This is a genomic window from Pseudarthrobacter sp. 1G09, assembly GCF_050038305.1.
In the GTDB taxonomy this organism is placed as follows: Bacteria; Actinomycetota; Actinomycetes; order Actinomycetales; family Micrococcaceae; genus Arthrobacter; species Arthrobacter equi.
On record NZ_CP188306.1, the window covers coordinates 1,426,682 to 1,443,880 of the forward strand.

General features: G+C 64.9%; 18 protein-coding genes. 13 read left to right on the forward strand and 5 right to left on the reverse strand.

Annotated features, from left to right (window positions below):
• The 7 genes from ACP3TD_RS06670 to ACP3TD_RS06700 all read left to right on the forward strand — a co-directional run bounded on the left by ACP3TD_RS06670 (nt 1) and on the right by ACP3TD_RS06700 (nt 6,448).
• Nucleotides 1-834: an ABC transporter permease gene (locus ACP3TD_RS06670; RefSeq protein WP_426767142.1), complete on the forward strand. Its 834-nt coding sequence runs from the start codon at nt 1-3 to the stop codon at nt 832-834.
• Between the two features lie 132 nt (nt 835-966).
• Nucleotides 967-1,527: a hypothetical protein gene (locus ACP3TD_RS06675; RefSeq protein ID WP_091718899.1), complete on the forward strand. Its 561-nt coding sequence runs from the start codon at nt 967-969 to the stop codon at nt 1,525-1,527.
• A 10-nt stretch (nt 1,528-1,537) separates the two neighbouring features.
• Complete coding sequence (locus tag ACP3TD_RS06680; protein ID WP_426766297.1) at nt 1,538-2,371, forward strand: exodeoxyribonuclease III; 834 nt, start codon at nt 1,538-1,540, stop codon at nt 2,369-2,371.
• 18 nt (nt 2,372-2,389) lie between these two features.
• The gene (gene trpS, locus ACP3TD_RS06685; protein WP_426766299.1) at nt 2,390-3,433 is read left to right on the forward strand and encodes a tryptophan--tRNA ligase; all 1,044 of its coding nucleotides are present in this window, start codon (nt 2,390-2,392) and stop codon (nt 3,431-3,433) included.
• 4 nt (nt 3,434-3,437) lie between these two features.
• Nucleotides 3,438-4,031 (forward strand): 2'-5' RNA ligase family protein, encoded by a 594-nt coding sequence (locus tag ACP3TD_RS06690; protein ID WP_426766301.1) that lies wholly within the window; start codon nt 3,438-3,440, stop codon nt 4,029-4,031.
• Between the two features lie 37 nt (nt 4,032-4,068).
• On the forward strand, nt 4,069-5,043 hold the full coding sequence (locus ACP3TD_RS06695) for a YihY/virulence factor BrkB family protein (protein WP_426766303.1): 975 nt from the start codon (nt 4,069-4,071) through the stop codon (nt 5,041-5,043).
• Between the two features lie 106 nt (nt 5,044-5,149).
• Nucleotides 5,150-6,448 (forward strand): ABC transporter substrate-binding protein, encoded by a 1,299-nt coding sequence (locus tag ACP3TD_RS06700; RefSeq protein WP_426766304.1) that lies wholly within the window; start codon nt 5,150-5,152, stop codon nt 6,446-6,448.
• 39 nt (nt 6,449-6,487) lie between these two features.
• Here ACP3TD_RS06700 and ACP3TD_RS06705 read toward each other — a convergent pair whose 3' ends face one another.
• The 5 genes from ACP3TD_RS06705 to sdhC form a co-directional block, all read right to left on the reverse strand.
• Nucleotides 6,488-7,258, reverse strand: coding sequence for an alpha/beta hydrolase family protein (locus ACP3TD_RS06705; protein ID WP_426766306.1), 771 nt, complete (start codon nt 7,256-7,258; stop codon nt 6,488-6,490).
• A gap of 152 nt (nt 7,259-7,410) precedes the next feature.
• On the reverse strand, nt 7,411-8,193 hold the full coding sequence (locus ACP3TD_RS06710) for a succinate dehydrogenase iron-sulfur subunit (protein ID WP_015936415.1): 783 nt from the start codon (nt 8,191-8,193) through the stop codon (nt 7,411-7,413).
• 1 nt (nt 8,194) lies between these two features.
• On the reverse strand, nt 8,195-9,994 hold the full coding sequence (gene sdhA, locus ACP3TD_RS06715) for a succinate dehydrogenase flavoprotein subunit (RefSeq protein WP_091718909.1): 1,800 nt from the start codon (nt 9,992-9,994) through the stop codon (nt 8,195-8,197).
• 109 nt (nt 9,995-10,103) lie between these two features.
• A complete protein-coding gene (locus ACP3TD_RS06720; RefSeq protein WP_015936417.1) occupies nt 10,104-10,565 on the reverse strand; it encodes a succinate dehydrogenase hydrophobic membrane anchor subunit in 462 nt (153 codons plus the stop codon).
• Between the two features lie 3 nt (nt 10,566-10,568).
• The gene (gene sdhC, locus ACP3TD_RS06725) at nt 10,569-10,949 is read right to left on the reverse strand and encodes a succinate dehydrogenase, cytochrome b556 subunit (protein ID WP_015936418.1); all 381 of its coding nucleotides are present in this window, start codon (nt 10,947-10,949) and stop codon (nt 10,569-10,571) included.
• Nucleotides 10,950-11,230: 281 nt separating this feature from the next.
• On the opposite strand from sdhC, the gene ACP3TD_RS06730 reads away from it, so the two are divergent.
• The 6 genes from ACP3TD_RS06730 (at nt 11,231) to ACP3TD_RS06755 (ending at nt 17,165) form a co-directional block, all read left to right on the forward strand.
• On the forward strand, nt 11,231-12,364 hold the full coding sequence (locus ACP3TD_RS06730; RefSeq protein ID WP_426766308.1) for a mannose-1-phosphate guanylyltransferase: 1,134 nt from the start codon (nt 11,231-11,233) through the stop codon (nt 12,362-12,364).
• A gap of 97 nt (nt 12,365-12,461) precedes the next feature.
• Nucleotides 12,462-13,661 carry an amidohydrolase gene (locus ACP3TD_RS06735; RefSeq protein WP_314216666.1) on the forward strand — a complete coding sequence of 400 codons (1,200 nt, stop codon included), beginning with the start codon at nt 12,462-12,464 and terminating at the stop codon, nt 13,659-13,661.
• A gap of 182 nt (nt 13,662-13,843) precedes the next feature.
• The gene (locus tag ACP3TD_RS06740; protein ID WP_426766311.1) at nt 13,844-14,278 is read left to right on the forward strand and encodes a MarR family winged helix-turn-helix transcriptional regulator; all 435 of its coding nucleotides are present in this window, start codon (nt 13,844-13,846) and stop codon (nt 14,276-14,278) included.
• 75 nt (nt 14,279-14,353) lie between these two features.
• A complete protein-coding gene (locus ACP3TD_RS06745) occupies nt 14,354-14,785 on the forward strand; it encodes an organic hydroperoxide resistance protein (protein WP_091718918.1) in 432 nt (143 codons plus the stop codon).
• A complete protein-coding gene (locus ACP3TD_RS06750; protein WP_426766313.1) occupies nt 14,782-15,801 on the forward strand; it encodes an NADP-dependent oxidoreductase in 1,020 nt (339 codons plus the stop codon). The genes ACP3TD_RS06745 and ACP3TD_RS06750 overlap by 4 nt, the downstream gene beginning before the upstream one ends.
• A gap of 257 nt (nt 15,802-16,058) precedes the next feature.
• On the forward strand, nt 16,059-17,165 hold the full coding sequence (locus ACP3TD_RS06755) for a BMP family lipoprotein (RefSeq protein ID WP_091718922.1): 1,107 nt from the start codon (nt 16,059-16,061) through the stop codon (nt 17,163-17,165).
• Nucleotides 17,166-17,199: the final 34 nt, after the last annotated feature.

Below are 17,199 nucleotides of genomic sequence, written 5' to 3' on the forward strand. Positions count from 1 at the left end.
ATGGACCATGGAAGCCCGGCGGGCGCAGCGGCTGCGGCAGCCCGGGACCGGACCTTCGGCCCGCTGTACTCCCGCAACGCCAGGGCCGTCATTGCCCGCGGGCTGATGGCCACCAGGAGCACCAACTGGCTGGTGATGCTGTCCGGGTTCTTCGAACCGGTGCTCTTCCTGGTCTCCATGGGGGTGGGGCTCGGCGCCATCGTCGGCGCCGTTGAAGGTCCCGATGGCACCATCATCAGCTACGCGGCCTACATCGCCCCGGCGCTGCTGGCAGTCTCGGCAATGAACGGGGCGGTGTACGACTCCACATGGAACGTGTTCTTCAAGATGAACTTCGCCAAGCTGTACCAGGGCATGCTGTACACATCGCTGGGGCCGCTGGACGTTGCCCTCGGCGAGATCTTCCTGGCCCTCCTGCGTGGCATGCTCTACGCCACCGGCTTCACGGCCGTGATGGGGGTGATGGGGCTGATCACCTCGCCCTGGGCCCTGCTGATGATCCCGGCCTCGGTGCTCATTGCGTTTGGCTTCGCGAGCCTGGGCATGGGAATCACCAGCTTCCTCAAGACCTTCCAGCAGATGGACTGGATCAACTTCATCCTGCTGCCGATGTTCCTGTTCAGCGCCACGTTCTACCCGCTGAGCGTCTACCCGGAACCCATCCAGTGGTTCATCCAGGCCATGCCGCTGTGGCACGGCGTGGAGCTGCTGCGCCAGATCAGCGTCGGCGTCTTCACGGCGGCCACTGCGGTGCACATCGGCTACTTCCTGGTGATGACCGCCGCGGGGATGCTCCTGACCACCCTCCGCCTGCGGGCCCTGTTCCTGAAATAGCCCCCTCCCAACCAAGTAGCAGCAGATGTCGTTTAGGGCGGTCTAAACGACACCTGCTGCTACTTACATGGGTCTGTTCGCCGGGGGTGGAAGGCGGCCGGAGCATGCCGGGCCATTTGAGAGAATAGGTGCATGCAATCTCTGGGCAACCCCAATTCAGCTCCCCACGCCGCCAAGGGCGGTTTCTCGATGTTCCGCATCAGCGGACCCGGACTGATGGTCCTGGTGACCGCGTTCATCGTTGCCGTGATCTTCGCGGCAAACCAGAACGACGTCGTGGGCTGGGTTGTCGCCGTCATCGCCTTCTTCTGGCTGGCCCTCGCCTGCTTCGTGGTCTTCAGCATCCAGAAGGCGGCCAAGAAAGCCGGGGCGAAGCTCAGCGAGGCCCAGAATGCCTTCACCACCGCAGCCGGCCGGGGTCCCACACAGTCAGCGGCCGACCATGGCGGAACCACCGTGGTGTCCGAGCGCAGCCAGGCCGATGAGGTCCGCGACCTGAAGCTGGACCACTCCTTCAAGATCGTCCAGGTGCAGATCCGCGTTGTGGAGGAGGAGCGCGCCAAGGGTGCAGCCGCCAACCAGGACACCATCCACCGGGCCCTTGAAACGATTGAAATCACGGCAACCAACGCGCGGGACATGATCAGGTCCTCCGGCAACGGCGAGCCCGTGGCCGGAACCATCATCGACTAGAGTGGAGCGGGTGAGCTCGGCATTGAAGAAGGACCACCTCCGCATCGCATCCGTCAACGTGAACGGTTTGCGGGCTGCCTACAAGAACGGCATGGCCGCCTGGCTGGAGCCGCGCGGCGTGGACATCCTCTGCCTCCAGGAAGTCCGTGCGCCCGATGCCATTGTCCGGCAGCTGCTGGGCGAAGGCTGGCACATCCTGCACGCCGAAGCCGAGGCCAAGGGCCGCGCCGGCGTTGCCATTGCCTCCCGCGAAGAGCCCATTGCCACCCGCAACGGGATCGGCGACGACTACTTTGCCACCGCCGGCCGGTGGGTTGAAGCCGACTTCCGCGTGACCGATGCCTCGGGGGAGCGCGTGCAGCTCACCGTCGCCAGTGCCTACGTGCACTCCGGTGAGGTGGACACCCCCAAGCAGGACGACAAGTACCGTTTCCTGGACGCCATGAGCACCAGGCTTCCGGAGCTGTCCAAGCACAGCGACCATGCCCTGGTGGTGGGTGACCTCAACGTGGCCCACACGCCCCTGGACATCCGGAACTGGAAGGGCAACCTCAAGAAGGCCGGATTCCTGCCGGAAGAGCGGGCCTACTTTGACCGGTTCCTGGGCGAGGAGATCGGCTGGCACGACGTTCACCGGACCATGTCCGGCGAGATGGACGGGCCCTACACCTGGTGGTCCTGGCGGGGCAAAGCCTTCGACAACGACGCCGGCTGGCGCATCGACTACCATCTGGCGACGCCGGCGCTGGCAGCCTCGGCAACCTCCGCCGTCGTGGACCGCGCGGCCACGTACGACACCCGCTTCTCCGACCATGCCCCGCTGGTAGTGGACTACCAGCTCTAAGCCCCGAAAGTTTCACGCATGACACTCCAGCCCACCCCGGCCGCCAAGAAGCGCATCCTTTCCGGTGCCAAGCCCACCGCTGATTCCCTGCACCTGGGCAACTACATCGGAGCCGTCCGCAACTGGGTGGATATGCAGGCCGAATACGACGCCGTGTTCTTCATCCCAGACCTGCATGCAATCACCGTGGACTTCGACCCCTCGGAGCTTGCCAAGCGCACGCGCATCGTGGCCGCCCAGTACATCGCGGCCGGGATCGACCCGGACAAGAGCATCTTCTTCGTCCAGTCCCACGTGCCAGAGCACGCCCAGCTGGCCTGGGCGCTGAACTGCATCACCGGTTTCGGCGAGGCCTCCCGGATGACCCAGTTCAAGGACAAGACCCAGAAGTCCGGCGCAGACACCGCTACCCTGGGGCTGTTCGCCTACCCCACGCTGATGGCGGCGGACATCCTGCTGTACCAGACGGACCTGGTACCCGTCGGTGAAGACCAGCGGCAGCACCTTGAGCTCACCCGCAACCTCGCGCAGCGGTTCAACACGAGATTCGGCGACACCTTCACCGTCCCTGAGGCCACCATCCTCAAGGAAAGCGCGAAGATCTACGATCTCCAGAACCCCAGCGCCAAGATGTCCAAGACCGGAGAGTCCCCCAACGGGGCCATACAGCTGCTGGAGGACCCGAAGATTGCCGCCAAGCGCATCAAGTCCGCCGTGACCGATGCCGGCACGGAGATCAGGTTCGACCCCGAGGAGAAGCCCGGCGTTTCCAACCTGCTCACCATCTACTCATCCCTGACCGGCAAGCCGGTGGCGGATCTTGAGGCCGAGTACGAGGGCAAGATGTACGGCCACCTCAAGGTAGACCTCGCTGAAGTGGTGGTGGACTTTGTCACCCCGCTGCGTAACCGGACCAACGAGCTGATGGCCGATCCTGCCGAGCTGGACCGGTTGCTGGCCCTTGGCGCGGAACGGGCGCGCGAGATTGCCTCCGTAACGATGGCCAAGGTATACGAGCGCATGGGCTTCCTGCCGTCCCACAGCCTCGCAGGAGTCCGCTAGCACCATGTCTTCCAGCGTCGGCGTCATCCTCGGGTTCCCGCCTGACATCGCAGCAGAGCTCCAGCAATGGCGTGCGTCCTTCGGCGATCCGCTGGCCGGTGTGGTGCCTGCGCACATCACGCTGGTGACCACCACCCCCACCCATGATTGGGAGGCCACCCTGGCCCACGTCCGGGATGTGGCCCGCCGGCAAAGCCCCTTCATGGTCACCATCGCCGGGACAGGATCCTTCCGCCCCATTTCACCGGTGGTGTTCATCAAGGTCCAGGAGGGTTTCGGCGAGTGCGTCGAGCTGCACGAAAAGCTCCAGCAGGGACCGCTGCAGCGTGACCTGCCCTTCGCTTTCCACCCGCACGTCACGATCGCCCACGATGTCAGCCCGGAAAGCCTCGATGAGGCGGAAACGGTGTTGAAAAGCTACAAGGCCACCTTCCCCGTGGTTAGCATGGGACTCTACGAGCATGATGCAGACGGCATCTGGCAGCTACGGGAAGAGCTGGACTTTGGGACCGAAACTGACAACGACGCCGGCACCCGATTCGCGGACGGTGCTGCGGAAGCGGCATCCCGAGCCGGCGGGGCAGCCTCTTCCCACTGAGCGGGCCAAGCTTCAGCTGGCCGTCAGCCAAAAGCGGATGGACTGGAGCAAGGCGCGGCGGTCCGGCGGCGGGGGGATCAAGTCCCTCCTGGCCATGGTCCAATGGCTGCTTGCCCGGCTGAACGCCTTCCGTCCCATGCGCGCCTTCAGGCATTACAGCCTCCAGCACGGTCCGCTGATGAGCGCCGGCATCGGCTTCAACATGTTCTTCTCCATCACCGGCCTGCTGGCCACCGGGTTCTCCGTTGCGGGGCTTGTCCTGCGCGGACAGCCTGCACTGCTGGACAGCATCGTCAGCAGCGTGGCCTCAAGTGCCCCGGGCCTGTTGAAAGTGGACGGCGGAACGGGGCTGGTGGACCCCCAGGACCTCCTCAACCCGCAGGGCCTGGGACTCACCGCCATCATCGCCGCCATCGTCACCATCATCACCTCCCTGGGCTGGATCAACGGGCTCAGGGACGGGCTGCGCGGCGTCATGGAACTGCCGCCCCTGGTGGTCAACCCGGTGGTCCTCAAGCTGCGCGACGCGGGCACCCTGCTCCTCCTCGGGGTAGCCCTCGTCATCAGCGCGGGTGCGTCGCTGATTTTCGGGACGGCAGCAGGCTGGGTATCTGAGGTCCTGCACCTGGACGATGCTGTGGCCGGCCCGCTGACGACGCTCATCAAAATCGCCGTTCCGCTGGTCCTGAGCTGGGTGACAGCCCTCATCATGTTCCGGCTGGCGGGCGGCCTCAAGCTCTCCCGCCGCGCCCTGCTGGAAGGCACCATCCTGGCCGCCATCGGCACCACGGTGCTGCAGATCTTCAGCACCGAGTTGCTGGGCGGTGCCGGCCGCAATCCCATCCTGGCGCCGTTTGCCATCATCATCGGCCTGCTCATCTGGTTCAACTTCGTCAGCCAGGTGTACCTCGTCTCGGCCGGCTGGTCGGCCGTCCGCGAAGCCGACCTGGCCTCGGGGGACAAGCCGCGCAAATCCATCCTTGGCGCCCGCCACACCATTCCCCAAACCTGAACAGCCCGCGTCCGGCGTCCCCGGAAGCGGCAGGGCCTGTTGGCGGACAACCCCTTTATGATACGTTTCACGAAACCGTTTTCTGACGAGGGAAGAAGCTGGCCCAATGACGCGTCTCAGTACCCACCGCCTTCGCAAATCCATTGCAATGCTCAGCGCTGCATGCCTGCTTGGACTGACAGCGGCGTGCTCCGCACCGTCGGGCGGAGCCAACGACGGCCCGGTGGAAATCCGGTTCGCCTGGTGGGGAAATGCGGGGCGTGCAGAGCTCACCAACAAAGCCATCGCAGAATTCGAAGCCGCAAACCCGGACATCAAGGTGAAGCCCGAGTTCGGGGACATCGGCGGCTATTTCGACAAACTCGCCACCCAGGTGGCCGCTAACGATGCGCCGGACGTCATCACCATGGGCGGCGCCTACCCGGCCGAATACGCCAACCGTGGAGCGCTGCTGGATCTCTCCAAGGTGTCAGGTCAGCTCGACCTCGCCAAGCTGGACCAGGGGGCGCTGGACAACGGCCAGGTCCAGGGCAAGCAGTACGGCATCTCCACCGGTGCCAACGCCCTGGCCATCGTGGTGAATCCGGCAGTCTTTGCGGCGGCCGGCGTTCCGCTCCCGGACGACACCACCTGGAGCTGGGAAGACTTCGCCGGGACCGCGGCAAGCGTGACGGCGAAGAGCCCCAAGGGCACCTACGGGACGGCAACGGTCCTCACCCACGACTCCCTGGACGCCTTCGCCCGGCAGCGGGGAGAGTCCCTTTACACCCAGGACGGCCAGCTTGGCCTCACCAAGGAGACAGTCCAGGACTACTTCGACTTCTCCCTCAAACTCAGCGAGTCCGGCGCCGCGCCCAACGCCTCAGAAACAGTGGAAAAGCTCAGTGTCAGCACCGAACAAACGCTCATGGGCATGGGCCAGGCCGGCATGATGCTCACGTGGAGCAACTCCCTGACAGCGCTCAGCAAGGCTTCCGGCGCCGAACTCAAACTCCTCAAGCTCCCCGGCGAAAAGCCCACACCGGGCATCTGGCTCCAGTCGTCGCAGTTCTACACCATTTCGGCCCGAAGCAAGCACACCGAAGCCGCCGCCAAACTGGTGAACTTCCTGGTCAACAACCAGGCCGCCGCCAAGATCATCCAAAGCGACCGCGGCGTCCCGAGCAACCCCGAAATGCGCACGGCCATCCAGGACCTCCTGACCCCGCAGGGCAAAGTGGAGGCCGCCTACATCGGCGAGATCGGCAAAATGGACTTCGCGCCCACCTACATCGGACCCACGGGTTCGACGGCGGTCTCCGAGATTACGGCGCGGATCAACACCGACGTGCTGTTCAAGCGCCTGACGCCGGAGAAGGCCGCCGAGCAGTGGATCAGCGAGAGCAAGGCCGCCATCGGCAAGTAGTCAGCGTCCGGCCGGCCAGCCCTAGCAGCTTGGGGCCGGTCAGGGCGCGGCGTCGAGGTACTGGTCGGCCCAGGCCGCTATGATCCTGGCTGCCCGCGCAGCCTGCCCCTTGCCGGTCAGGAGGTGGTCGCTGCCTTCCAGGGAGACGAAGTTCCGGGGGTGCCGGGCGGTCTGGAAGATCGTGCTGGCGTTCTCGATCCCCACGGTGTTGTCAGTGGGGGAGTGGAGCACCATCAGCGGCTTGTGCAGCTGCCGGATGCAGTCCGTGAGGTCGGCGTTTTCCAGGTCCTCCACGAAGTGCCTGCGGATCTCCACGCGCTTGCCGCCCAGGTCCACCTCCGCGCTGCCTTCGCTCAGGATCCGGTCCAGGGCGGCGTCGAAGACGTGGGCCACGTGCTTGGGCGAGAAGGGGGCACCTACTGTTGCGACGGCGTCGAGCTCCGGAATCTCCCGGGCCGCGGCCAGTACTGCCGCACCGCCGAAGGAGTGGCCCACCAGCAGTGAAATTTCCTTGCCCTCGCTGCGCATGAACTCTGCAGCCTTGACCGTGTCGGCAACCTTGTGGCTGAAGGAGCCGGCAGACCACTCGCCTGCCGAACCGCCAAGGCCCAGGTTGTCGAACCGCAGCATGCCCACGCCGCTGTCCGCAAGGGCCTTGCACATCCGGGACGCGGAGGGGCTGTCCTTGCCCAGGGTGAATCCGTGCGAGAACACACCCCAGCCCTTGACGGGGCCCTCCGGAATATCGATGATCCCGGACAGCATCTCTCCGGTGGAGCCGGCGAATGTGACCTTCTCTGTGCGGGACACGGTGTCCCCTTCCTGTCGAACGGGCTTGCCCCATCACTGCGGGCTCCCAAACCGGGGAATGGGAACCCTAAGTGATAGGGCAACGGGGGTTTAACGTTCGACGGCGCCACTCACCACGTGGGGTGAGCGACGCCGTCGTCCGCTGGTGATCCTTAGATCTTGCGGGAGAGAATCGCCTGCTTGACCTCGGCGATCGCCTGCGTCACCTGGATGCCGCGGGGGCATGCTTCGGAGCAGTTGAAGGTGGTGCGGCAGCGCCACACGCCTTCCTTGTCGTTGAGGATCTCGAGGCGCATGTCGCCGGCGTCATCACGGGAATCGAAGATGAAGCGGTGTGCGTTTACGATGGCCGCCGGGCCGAAGTACTGGCCGTCGGTCCAGAAGACCGGGCAGGAGGACGTGCACGCAGCGCAAAGGATGCACTTGGTGGTGTCGTCGAAGCGCTCACGGTCCTCAGCGGACTGGAGGCGTTCCTTGGTGGGCTCGTGGCCCTTGTTGATCAGGAACGGCATAACCTCGCGGTAGGACTGGAAGAACGGCTCCATGTCCACGATCAGGTCCTTCTCCACCGGCAGGCCCTTGATGGGTTCCACCGTGATGGGCTTGGACGTGTCCAGGTCCTTCAGGAGGGTCTTGCAGGCGAGGCGGTTGCGGCCGTTGATGCGCATGGCATCGGAACCGCACACGCCGTGGGCGCACGAGCGGCGGAACGACAGGCTGCCATCCATCTCCCACTTGACCTTGTGCAGGGCGTCCAGGACGCGGTCCGTGCCGTACATGGTGAGGTGGTAGTCATCCCAAGTGGCCTCTTCCGAGACCTCCGGGTTGTACCGACGGACGCGCATGTGGACATCGAACGTGGGGATTTCGCCGCCCCCGCCGACGCCGGCAGGCAGTTCAATCTTTGAGGCTGGCTCAGCGATTTCAGCGGTCATCTTAGTACTTCCTCACCATCGGCTCGTAGCGGGTAAAGACGACCGGTTTGGTGGCCAGCCGGATCCCGGCGATTGCTTCCGCCGATCCGTCAGCCGGCGCGTGGTCATCCTTGTACGCCATGGAGTGCTTCATGAATTTCTCGTCGTCACGGTCCGGGAAGTCCTCGCGGAAGTGTCCGCCGCGGGATTCCTCACGGTGCAGGGCAGCAACAGTCATGACCTTGGCCAGTTCCAGCAGGAAGCCCAGTTCCACGGCCTCGAGGAGGTCAAGGTTGAAGCGCTTGCCCTTGTCCTGCACGTTGATGTGCTTGTAGCGCTCCTCGAAGGAGGCGATGTCGCGCAGGACCTGGTTCAGGGTGTCCGCGGTGCGGAACACCTGCATGTTGGCGTCCATGGTGTCCTGCAGTTCCTTGCGGATCTGCGCCACCTTTTCGTCGCCGGTGCCGTTGCGGGCGATGTCCAGCAGTTCCGTTGTGTAGTCCAGCGGGTTCTCCGGCAGCTCTACGAACTGGGCCGTCTTGGCGTATTCCGCTGCGGAGATGCCGGCACGCTTGCCGAACACGTTGATGTCCAGCAGCGAGTTGGTGCCCAGGCGGTTGGAGCCGTGGACGGACACGCAGGCCACCTCACCCGCAGCGTACAGGCCGGGGATCACGGTGTCGTTGTCCTGGAGGACTTCGGTTTCGATGTTCGTGGGGATGCCACCCATGGCGTAGTGCGCGGTGGGGAACACCGGCACCGGCTCCGTGTAGGGCTCCACGCCAAGGTAGGTGCGGGCGAACTCGGTGATGTCCGGGAGCTTGGCGTCGATGTGCGCCGGTTCCAGGTGGGTCAGGTCCAGGAGGACGTAGTCCTTGTTCGGGCCGCAGCCGCGGCCCTCGCGGACTTCGTTGGCCATGGAACGGGCCACGATGTCGCGGGGTGCGAGGTCCTTGATGGTGGGGGCGTACCGCTCCATGAAGCGTTCACCCTCCGAGTTGCGCAAGATGGCGCCCTCACCGCGGGCGGCCTCGGACAGAAGGATGCCCAGGCCCGCAAGGCCTGTCGGGTGGAACTGGAAGAACTCCATGTCCTCCAGGGGGATGCCGCGGCGGAACGCGATGCCCATGCCGTCACCGGTCAGGGTGTGGGCGTTGGAGGTGGTCTTGAAGACCTTGCCGGCGCCGCCGGAAGCGAACACCACGGACTTGGCCTGGAATACGTGCAGTTCGCCGGTGGCGAGGTCGTAGGAGACCACACCGGCAACACGCTTCTGCTTGTAGGGGGTGCCGTCTTCGCGGACTGCGTCCTCTTCGACCGTCAGCAGGTCAAGGACGTAGTACTCGTTGTAGAACTCAACGTTGTGCTTGACGCAGTTTTGGTACAGGGTCTGCAGGATCATGTGGCCGGTACGGTCCGCTGCGTAGCACGCACGGCGCACGGGTGCCTTGCCGTGGTCGCGGGTGTGGCCACCGAAGCGGCGCTGGTCGATCCGGCCCTCGGGCGTGCGGTTGAACGGCAGGCCCATCTTTTCCAGGTCGAGCACGGCGTCGATGGCTTCCTTGGCCATGACCTCGGCGGCGTCCTGGTCCACCAGGTAGTCACCGCCCTTGACGGTGTCGAACGTGTGCCACTCCCAGTTGTCTTCCTCGACATTGGCAAGGGCTGCACACATGCCACCCTGCGCCGCACCGGTGTGCGAGCGGGTGGGGTAGAGCTTGGTCAGTACTGCTGTGCGCGCGCGCTGACCGGATTCGATCGCGGCGCGCATGCCAGCGCCACCGGCACCGACGATGACGACGTCGTACTTATGGACCTGCATACCAGACGCTCTTTCTCTCAAAATTCGCAATAAAACAAACGGGGCGTGTTGCTGTCCCCGCACAACAGGGCCCGCGGTTTATGCCCGCGGGCCCGGGATCATGCTGGTGCTAGGCAGGGCAGAAACCGCCAGGCAGCGGAACGCCGTCCACCACAGGGCACGGATCGAAGGTGAAGATCACCAGGGTGCCCAGGACGATGATGACCACGGTGGCCGAGTAGAGGACCGTCTTCAACCAGCGGCGGGTTGAGTCCTTCTCGGCGTAGTCGTTGATGATGGTGCGCACGCCGTTGGTGCCATGGAGCATGGCCAGCCACAGCATGGCAAGGTCCCAGAACTGCCAGAACGGATCTGCCCACTTGCCGGCCACGAAGCCGAAGTCGATGGCGTGGATGCCCTCGCCCACCATGAGGTTCACGAAGAGGTGCCCGAAGATGAGGACCACCAGCACCACGCCGGAGAGGCGCATGAACAGCCAGGCGATCATCTCGAAGTTGCCACGGCTTCCGCCGTTGCGGCGGTACTGGGGTGCGATCCGCCCGCTGCGGGGGCTCTCGATGGTTGCAGTCATGGCTTAGTGACCTCCGAGGGCGAGGGACAGGTGGCGGATGGAGAAGGCGACCATGGTGACAACCCAGAGGCCCAGGACTGCCCAGAGCATCTGGCGCTGGTACTTGGCGCCCTTCTTCCAGAAGTCCACCGCGATGATGCGCAGGCCGTTGAAGGCGTGGAACACGATTGCAGCGACAAGACCGGTCTCACCCAGCGCCATCAGCGGATTCTTGTAGGCGCCAATGACGGCGGTGTACGCCTCCGGAGACACGCGCACCAGGCTTGTGTCCAGGACGTGGACCAACAAGAAGAAAAAGATCACTACACCGGTAATACGGTGTCCTACCCAAGACCACATGCCTTCACGGCCGCGGTACAAGGTGCCAGCTGGTTTTGTCGGCACTGATAAACCTCCCTGCAACACAGCGGCGCTGGCATGAGATCCACGCGGGGGGAACGCCTGCTGCGAGAGCACTCGTAGCTCAGGCCTAAATCTAGGCTTCGCTCACAGCTTATTCAATTTAGGAGCATCTTGCTGCCCAGCAGTGGCGCGGTTTTTCTGAATTTATGAGACAAACGCCACAAAGCCTTGCTCTGAATGCGGCTGTCCTGCTCCCGGGCGGGGTCCCTGGCGCGGGTCCGTCTACGCGGGCAACCGCACCCGTTCGGCTAAAGTAGGCCTTGATGAGTACAGACAAAGTGACAAGCCCGGTATCACCTCTTGACCGCTTCTACGCGGTGATTCCGGCTGGCGGTGTGGGGACCCGCCTCTGGCCCCTGTCACGAGCCGCAGCTCCCAAGTTCCTTCACGATCTCACCGGTTCGGGCAGCACCTTGCTGCGCGCCACCTATGACCGGCTCCAACCGCTTGCGGGGGACCGGATGCTGGTGGTCACCGGAAAGGCGCACCGCGATGCAGTGTGCAGGCAGCTTCCGGAGGTACAGGACGCGGACCTGGTGCTTGAATCCGAGCCCAAGGATTCCGGTGCCGCGATCGGACTCGCTGCCGCCATCCTGCACGAACGGGATCCGGACACCATCATGGGATCCTTCGCCGCGGACCAGGTGATCAGCCCGGACCAGCTCTTCCAGGAAGCAGTCCGGGAGGCGATCTACACCGCAGCCGCCGGGAAGATCGTCACCATCGGCATCAAGCCCACGCACCCTTCCACGGGCTTCGGGTACATCCGCTCAGGCCAGGTGCTCCGCGTTGAAGGCGCGCCCAGCGCCCAGGACGTGGTGGAGTTCGTGGAAAAGCCGGACGAGACGGTGGCCCAGCAATACGTCGACAGCGGCAACTACGTCTGGAATGCCGGTATGTTCGTCGCTCCCGTGGCGCTGCTCCTCAAGCACCTGGAAGCCAACCAGCCCGAACTGTTCCGGGGGCTGCAGGAGATCGCCCGCGCCTGGGACACCCCGCAGCGGGATGAGGTCACGGCGCGGGTATGGCCCACGCTGCCGAAGATCGCCATCGACTACGCCGTGGCCGAACCCGCCGCGGAAGCCGGGGACGTCGCCGTCGTGCCCGGAACTTTCCGGTGGGACGACGTCGGAGACTTTGCTTCCGTGGGCCGGCTCAACTCCGCCAAGGAAGTGGATGACGTCACGGTGCTGGGCGAGGGGGCCCGCGTCTTCACGGAGAACTCCAGCGGCGTGGTGGTCACGGACACCAAGCGGGTCATTGCCCTGATCGGCATTGAAGACGTGGTGATCGTGGATACGCCCGATGCCCTCCTGGTCACCACCATGGCCAACTCGCAGCGGGTCAAGGCCGCCGTGGACGCCCTCAAGGCCAGCGGCGATACCGACGTCCTCTAGGACGCCGCGGCCCACATCCCGGGCACCAGCGGTGCCCGGGATGTAACGCGGCGACTGTGATGGACGCTATTGCGGCCACGATCGCTAGAGTGAAGCAGTGCGCAATTACACTACTGAAGCCGAACCCACCGCTTTGGTGGCTCCGTGGCTGGAGCCGCTCCTGCCGGAACTGATCGAATTCCGCCGGGACCTGCACGCGCATCCGGAACTTTCGTTCAAGGAGTACCGCACCACTGACAAGCTGGCCGAGCGGCTGGAAGCTGCAGGCCTGGCGCCGCGCCGGCTCGAGGGGACCGGGCTCACCGTGGACGTCGGTGAGGGCCCCATCGCCACGGCCCTTCGGGGGGACATCGACGCCCTGCCCATCATCGAGGAAACCGGCCTGCCGTTCGCGTCCAGGAACCACGGTGTAACGCACGCCTGCGGCCACGACGTCCACACCACCACCATGCTGGGGATCGCCCTGGTCCTGCACCGCATGCATCAGGAGTCGCCCCTTGGCGGCACCATCCGCATCATCTTCCAGCCGGCCGAGGAAACGATGCCCGGCGGCGCCCATGCTTGCATCGAGCAGGGGGTGCTGGACGGTGTGCCCCGGATCCTGGCCCTGCACTGCGACCCCCGCATCGAGGTGGGCAAGATCGGAACCCGCATCGGGGCCATTACGTCGGCCTCGGACACCATCCGGATCGAGCTGTCCGGCCGCGGCGGCCACACCTCCCGTCCGCACCTCACCGAAGACCTCGTCTTTGCGCTGGCCCAGATCGCCGTGAATGTACCCGCCGTGCTGTCCCGCCGGGTTGATGTCCGCAGCGGCGTCTCCGTGGTCTGGGGCCAGATCTCCGCCGGTTCCGCCCCCAACGCCATCCCCGGGGTGGGCTACATGGCCGGCACCATGCGCTGCCTGGACCGTGAGGCCTGGCACGCGGCCGGTGAACTGCTCGATGAGGTGGTCCACCAGGTGGCGGCGCCGTACGGCGTGGACGTCCGGCTTGAGCACACCAGGGGAGTGCCGCCGGTGGTGAACTCTGAGCATGAGACCGCCCTCATCGAAGCATCCGCCCGCGCCGAAATCGGCGAGAGCGCTGTGGTGCTCACCCCGCAGTCCATGGGCGGGGAAGACTTCGCCTGGTTCCTGGCCGAACTGCCGGGCGCCATGATGCGGCTGGGCACCAAGACGCCGGGCGGCGAGGAATACGACCTGCACCGCGGGGACTACATCCTGGACGAACGTGCGCTGGGTCTCGGGATCCAGGTGCTGACGGGCGCGGCCCTGCGCACCATTCGCGACCTGTAGGCCGCGTTCCCGGCTGGGCGGCAGGGGGAAATCCTGGCCGCACCGTTTGGCCCACGCAGACATGATGAAGGCGCGACGCCGGCACTTACCAAAGTGCCGGCGTCGCGCTTTTTTGCGCGTCCGGGGGAGCGGCAAGCGAAAGTAAGTTGTGCACAATTGAATTGTGGACTAGCATTGTGGTTGTGACTGATGCTCCCCGCCTCGACCGGCAAGTGTGTTTCGCCCTCTACTCGGCATCCCGCGCCGCCACGGCCGTATACCGCCCCGTGCTGGAGGAACTGGGACTGACCTACCCCCAGTACCTCGTCATGCTGGTGCTGTGGGAAAACGAGCCGCGGGGGGTTAAGGACCTGGGCCACGAACTCGGCCTCGACTCCGGAACGCTGTCCCCGCTGCTGAAGCGGCTCGAAGCCCTGGGCCTGGTGGAACGCCGCCGCTCCGGAGCTGACGAGCGCCGCGTGGCCGTCCATCTGACGCCCGCCGGGAAGGACCTGAGCAGCAAGGCCGGAGCCATTCCCCAGCGACTGGCTGACGCCGCAGGACTAACGGCCGGAGAGCTTGAGCAGTTGCGCGGAACCCTTAGCAAGCTCACCGCGGCCCTCCACGACGCGGTCTGAAACCTTCACAGCCACAACGCTCCCGCGAGCCCAAAAATTTACCCAGACACCAACCATGAAAGGGCGGTCATCCACGTGAAGACCCTTTACACAGCAGAAGCGCTTGCGTCCGGCGAGGGCCGGGACGGCAGCGCCCGGTCCAGCGACGGCAAGCTCGAAGTGGGCCTCGCCAGCCCGGTGGAACTCGGTGGAAGCGGCCAGGGAACCAACCCTGAGCAGCTCTTCGCTGCCGGCTACGCAGCCTGTTTCCATTCGGCACTCCGCCTGGTGGGCCGCAAGGAGCGCGCCGACCTGACCGACTCCGCCGTCGCCGCCAAGGTTCACCTGGGCCAGCTGGACGATGGGGCAGGATTCGGCCTTGCCGCCGAACTGGAAATCGCCCTTCCCGCACTCGACCTTGCAACGGCCGAGGCCCTGGTGGCCAAAGCCCACCAGGTCTGCCCTTACTCGAACGCCACCCGCGGCAACATCACCGTCGAACTCAAAGTTTTGGAGTACGCAGCATGAGCACCACCACCATTCCCGCAGCAACCCGTGAAATCCAGCTCGCTTCCCGCCCCGTCGGCCGGCCTGTCCCGGAGAACTTCCGCCTGGCCGAATCGCCGCTTCCGGAGCTGGCTGAAGGCCAGATCCTGGTCCGGAACCTGTTCATCTCCGTTGATCCCTACATGCGCGGACGCATGAACGACGTCAAGTCCTACTCCGCGCCCTTCGCGCTGGACAAAGCGCTCGACGGCGGCGCCGTCGGTGAGGTCATCGCGTCCCGTTCCGACGCACACAAGGAAGGCGACGTCGTCGTGCATTCCCTTGGCTGGCGTGAATACGCCGTGGTTGACGGCAGCACAGCCTCCCCGGCCCGGACCGACCTGGCTCCCGCCTCGGCGTTCCTGGGTGCCCTGGGCATGACCGGACTCACCGCTTACGCAGGCCTGCTCAAAGTGGCCGAGTTCAAGGAAGGGGACGCCGTCTTCGTTTCCGGCGCCGCCGGTGCCGTCGGTTCGCTCGTGGGCCAGATTGCCAAGGCCATGGGCGCCTCACGCGTTATCGGCTCCGCAGGCTCACCTGCCAAAGTGGCCAGGCTCCTCGAACTCGGTTTCGATGCTGCCTTCGACTACCACGACGGCCCCGTGCGCGAGCAGCTCGAAAAGGCCGCCGGCGACCAGGGCATCGACGTCTACTTCGACAACGTGGGCGGCGAACACCTCGAAGCCGCATTGTCGGTCCTGAACGTTGGCGGCCGGGTGGCCATGTGCGGAGCCATCGCCCAGTACAACTCCACCGAGCCCACCCCCGCACCGCATAACCTCATGCAGGCCATCGGCAAGCAGCTCACACTGCGCGGCTTCCTGGTGGGCGGCCAGCGGCAGCACGCTGCAGAGTTCGCCGAGAAGATGTCAGGCTGGCTCAATGATGGAACGGTCCGCTACGACGAGACAGTGGTGGACGGGCTGGAAAACGCACCGCAGGCCTTCATGGACCTGTTGGACGGAGCCAACACGGGCAAGATGCTGGTCCGCTTGTAGGGCCGAAGCCCCAACCTCACCAAGCACCAGGGGTGTCGCGGATCCGCGGCACCCCTACTGCTTGGTAACAACTTGTAAACAATCTCCGGGAAGTGGCGCCAGCGTGCTAGGGGCACGTGGCGCAGGCCACTAAAGTGATGGCATCAGTGCGCTCCGGCGCATGCTGCGGGCATCAGTGACAACAGAATTTCAGTGCAGAAACGGACACTCATTGAATTCGTGCCGTAGCGCCACTCTCGCATCCTGGAGGAATCTTGATGACATCACTGCGTGCACGCATGAAGCGCGGTTCAATGGCTGGCCTGGCTACCGTCAGCGCCTCGGCCCTTCTTTTGACAGCTTGCGGCGCGGCCCCCGAACCGGGAAGTACCTCGTCCGCCGGTGCCAGTGACTACACCGGCTGTATCGTCTCCGACTCCGGCGGGTTCGATGACCAGTCCTTCAACCAGTCCTCCTATGAGGGCCTGAAGAAGACGGAGAAGGACCTGGGCATCAAGGTCAACCAGGTCGAATCCAAGACCAACAACGACTTCGAGCCCAACCTCCGTGCCATGGTGACCGCCGGCTGCGACCTCACCGTGACCGTAGGCTTCCTGCTGGGCGATGCCACCAAGGCGCAGGCCACGGCCAACCCGGACAGCCACTTCGCCATCATCGACTTCGGCTACGAGACGCCCATCAGCAACGTCAAGCCGATCATCTACGACACCGCGCAGGCGGCGTTCATGGCCGGTTACCTCGCCGCAGGCACCACCAAGACGGGGACCGTGGCCACCTTCGGCGGCATCAAGATCCCCACCGTCACCATCTTCATGGACGGCTACGCGGACGGCGTGAAGTACTACAACGAAAAGAAGGGCAAGGACGTCAAGCTCCTTGGCTGGAACAAGGACGCCCAGGACGGCAGCTTCACCGGCGACTTCGAAAAGCAGGACGTCGGAAAGCAGCTCACCCGGAACTTCCTGGACCAGGGCGCTGACATCGTTATGCCGGTGGCGGGGCCCGTGGGCAAGGGTGCAGGTGCCGCCCTGCAGGAAGCCAAGAACGCCGGCAAGGACGTCAAGCTGATCTGGGTTGACTCCGACGGCTTCCTCACCGCCCCGGACTACAAGGAGATCATGCTCTCCTCGGTCATGAAGCAGATGGGCGAGGCCGTGGAAACCGTGGTGAAGGAAGACAAGGACGGCAAGTTCAGCAACACCCCGTACGTTGGCACCCTCGCCAACGACGGTGTGCAGCTGGCCCCGTTCCACGACTTCGATTCCCAGGTTCCCGCGGACCTGAAGTCTGAACTGGACCAGATCAAGAAGGACATCGTGGACGGCAAGCTGAAGGTCGAATCCGCCGCGAGCCCGAAGGCCTGACCCCGCACTTGGCGCCACTGCCGGCCCGTCCCTG

Bases quoted from the DNA above. Each gene is read 5' to 3' on its own strand.
- ACP3TD_RS06670 (WP_426767142.1), top strand. From the start codon at position 1: ATGGACCATGGAAGCCCGGCGGGCGCAGCGGCTGCGGCAGCCCGGGAC.
- ACP3TD_RS06675 (WP_091718899.1), top strand. From the start codon at position 967: ATGCAATCTCTGGGCAACCCCAATTCAGCTCCCCACGCCGCCAAGGGC.
- trpS (WP_426766299.1), top strand. From the start codon at position 2,390: ATGACACTCCAGCCCACCCCGGCCGCCAAGAAGCGCATCCTTTCCGGT.
- ACP3TD_RS06690 (WP_426766301.1), top strand. From the start codon at position 3,438: ATGTCTTCCAGCGTCGGCGTCATCCTCGGGTTCCCGCCTGACATCGCA.
- ACP3TD_RS06695 (WP_426766303.1), top strand. From the start codon at position 4,069: ATGGACTGGAGCAAGGCGCGGCGGTCCGGCGGCGGGGGGATCAAGTCC.
- ACP3TD_RS06700 (WP_426766304.1), top strand. From the start codon at position 5,150: ATGACGCGTCTCAGTACCCACCGCCTTCGCAAATCCATTGCAATGCTC.
- ACP3TD_RS06710 (WP_015936415.1), bottom strand. From the start codon at position 8,193: ATGACCGCTGAAATCGCTGAGCCAGCCTCAAAGATTGAACTGCCTGCC.
- sdhA (WP_091718909.1), bottom strand. From the start codon at position 9,994: ATGCAGGTCCATAAGTACGACGTCGTCATCGTCGGTGCCGGTGGCGCT.
- ACP3TD_RS06720 (WP_015936417.1), bottom strand. From the start codon at position 10,565: ATGACTGCAACCATCGAGAGCCCCCGCAGCGGGCGGATCGCACCCCAG.
- ACP3TD_RS06730 (WP_426766308.1), top strand. From the start codon at position 11,231: ATGAGTACAGACAAAGTGACAAGCCCGGTATCACCTCTTGACCGCTTC.
- ACP3TD_RS06750 (WP_426766313.1), top strand. From the start codon at position 14,782: ATGAGCACCACCACCATTCCCGCAGCAACCCGTGAAATCCAGCTCGCT.
- ACP3TD_RS06755 (WP_091718922.1), top strand. From the start codon at position 16,059: ATGACATCACTGCGTGCACGCATGAAGCGCGGTTCAATGGCTGGCCTG.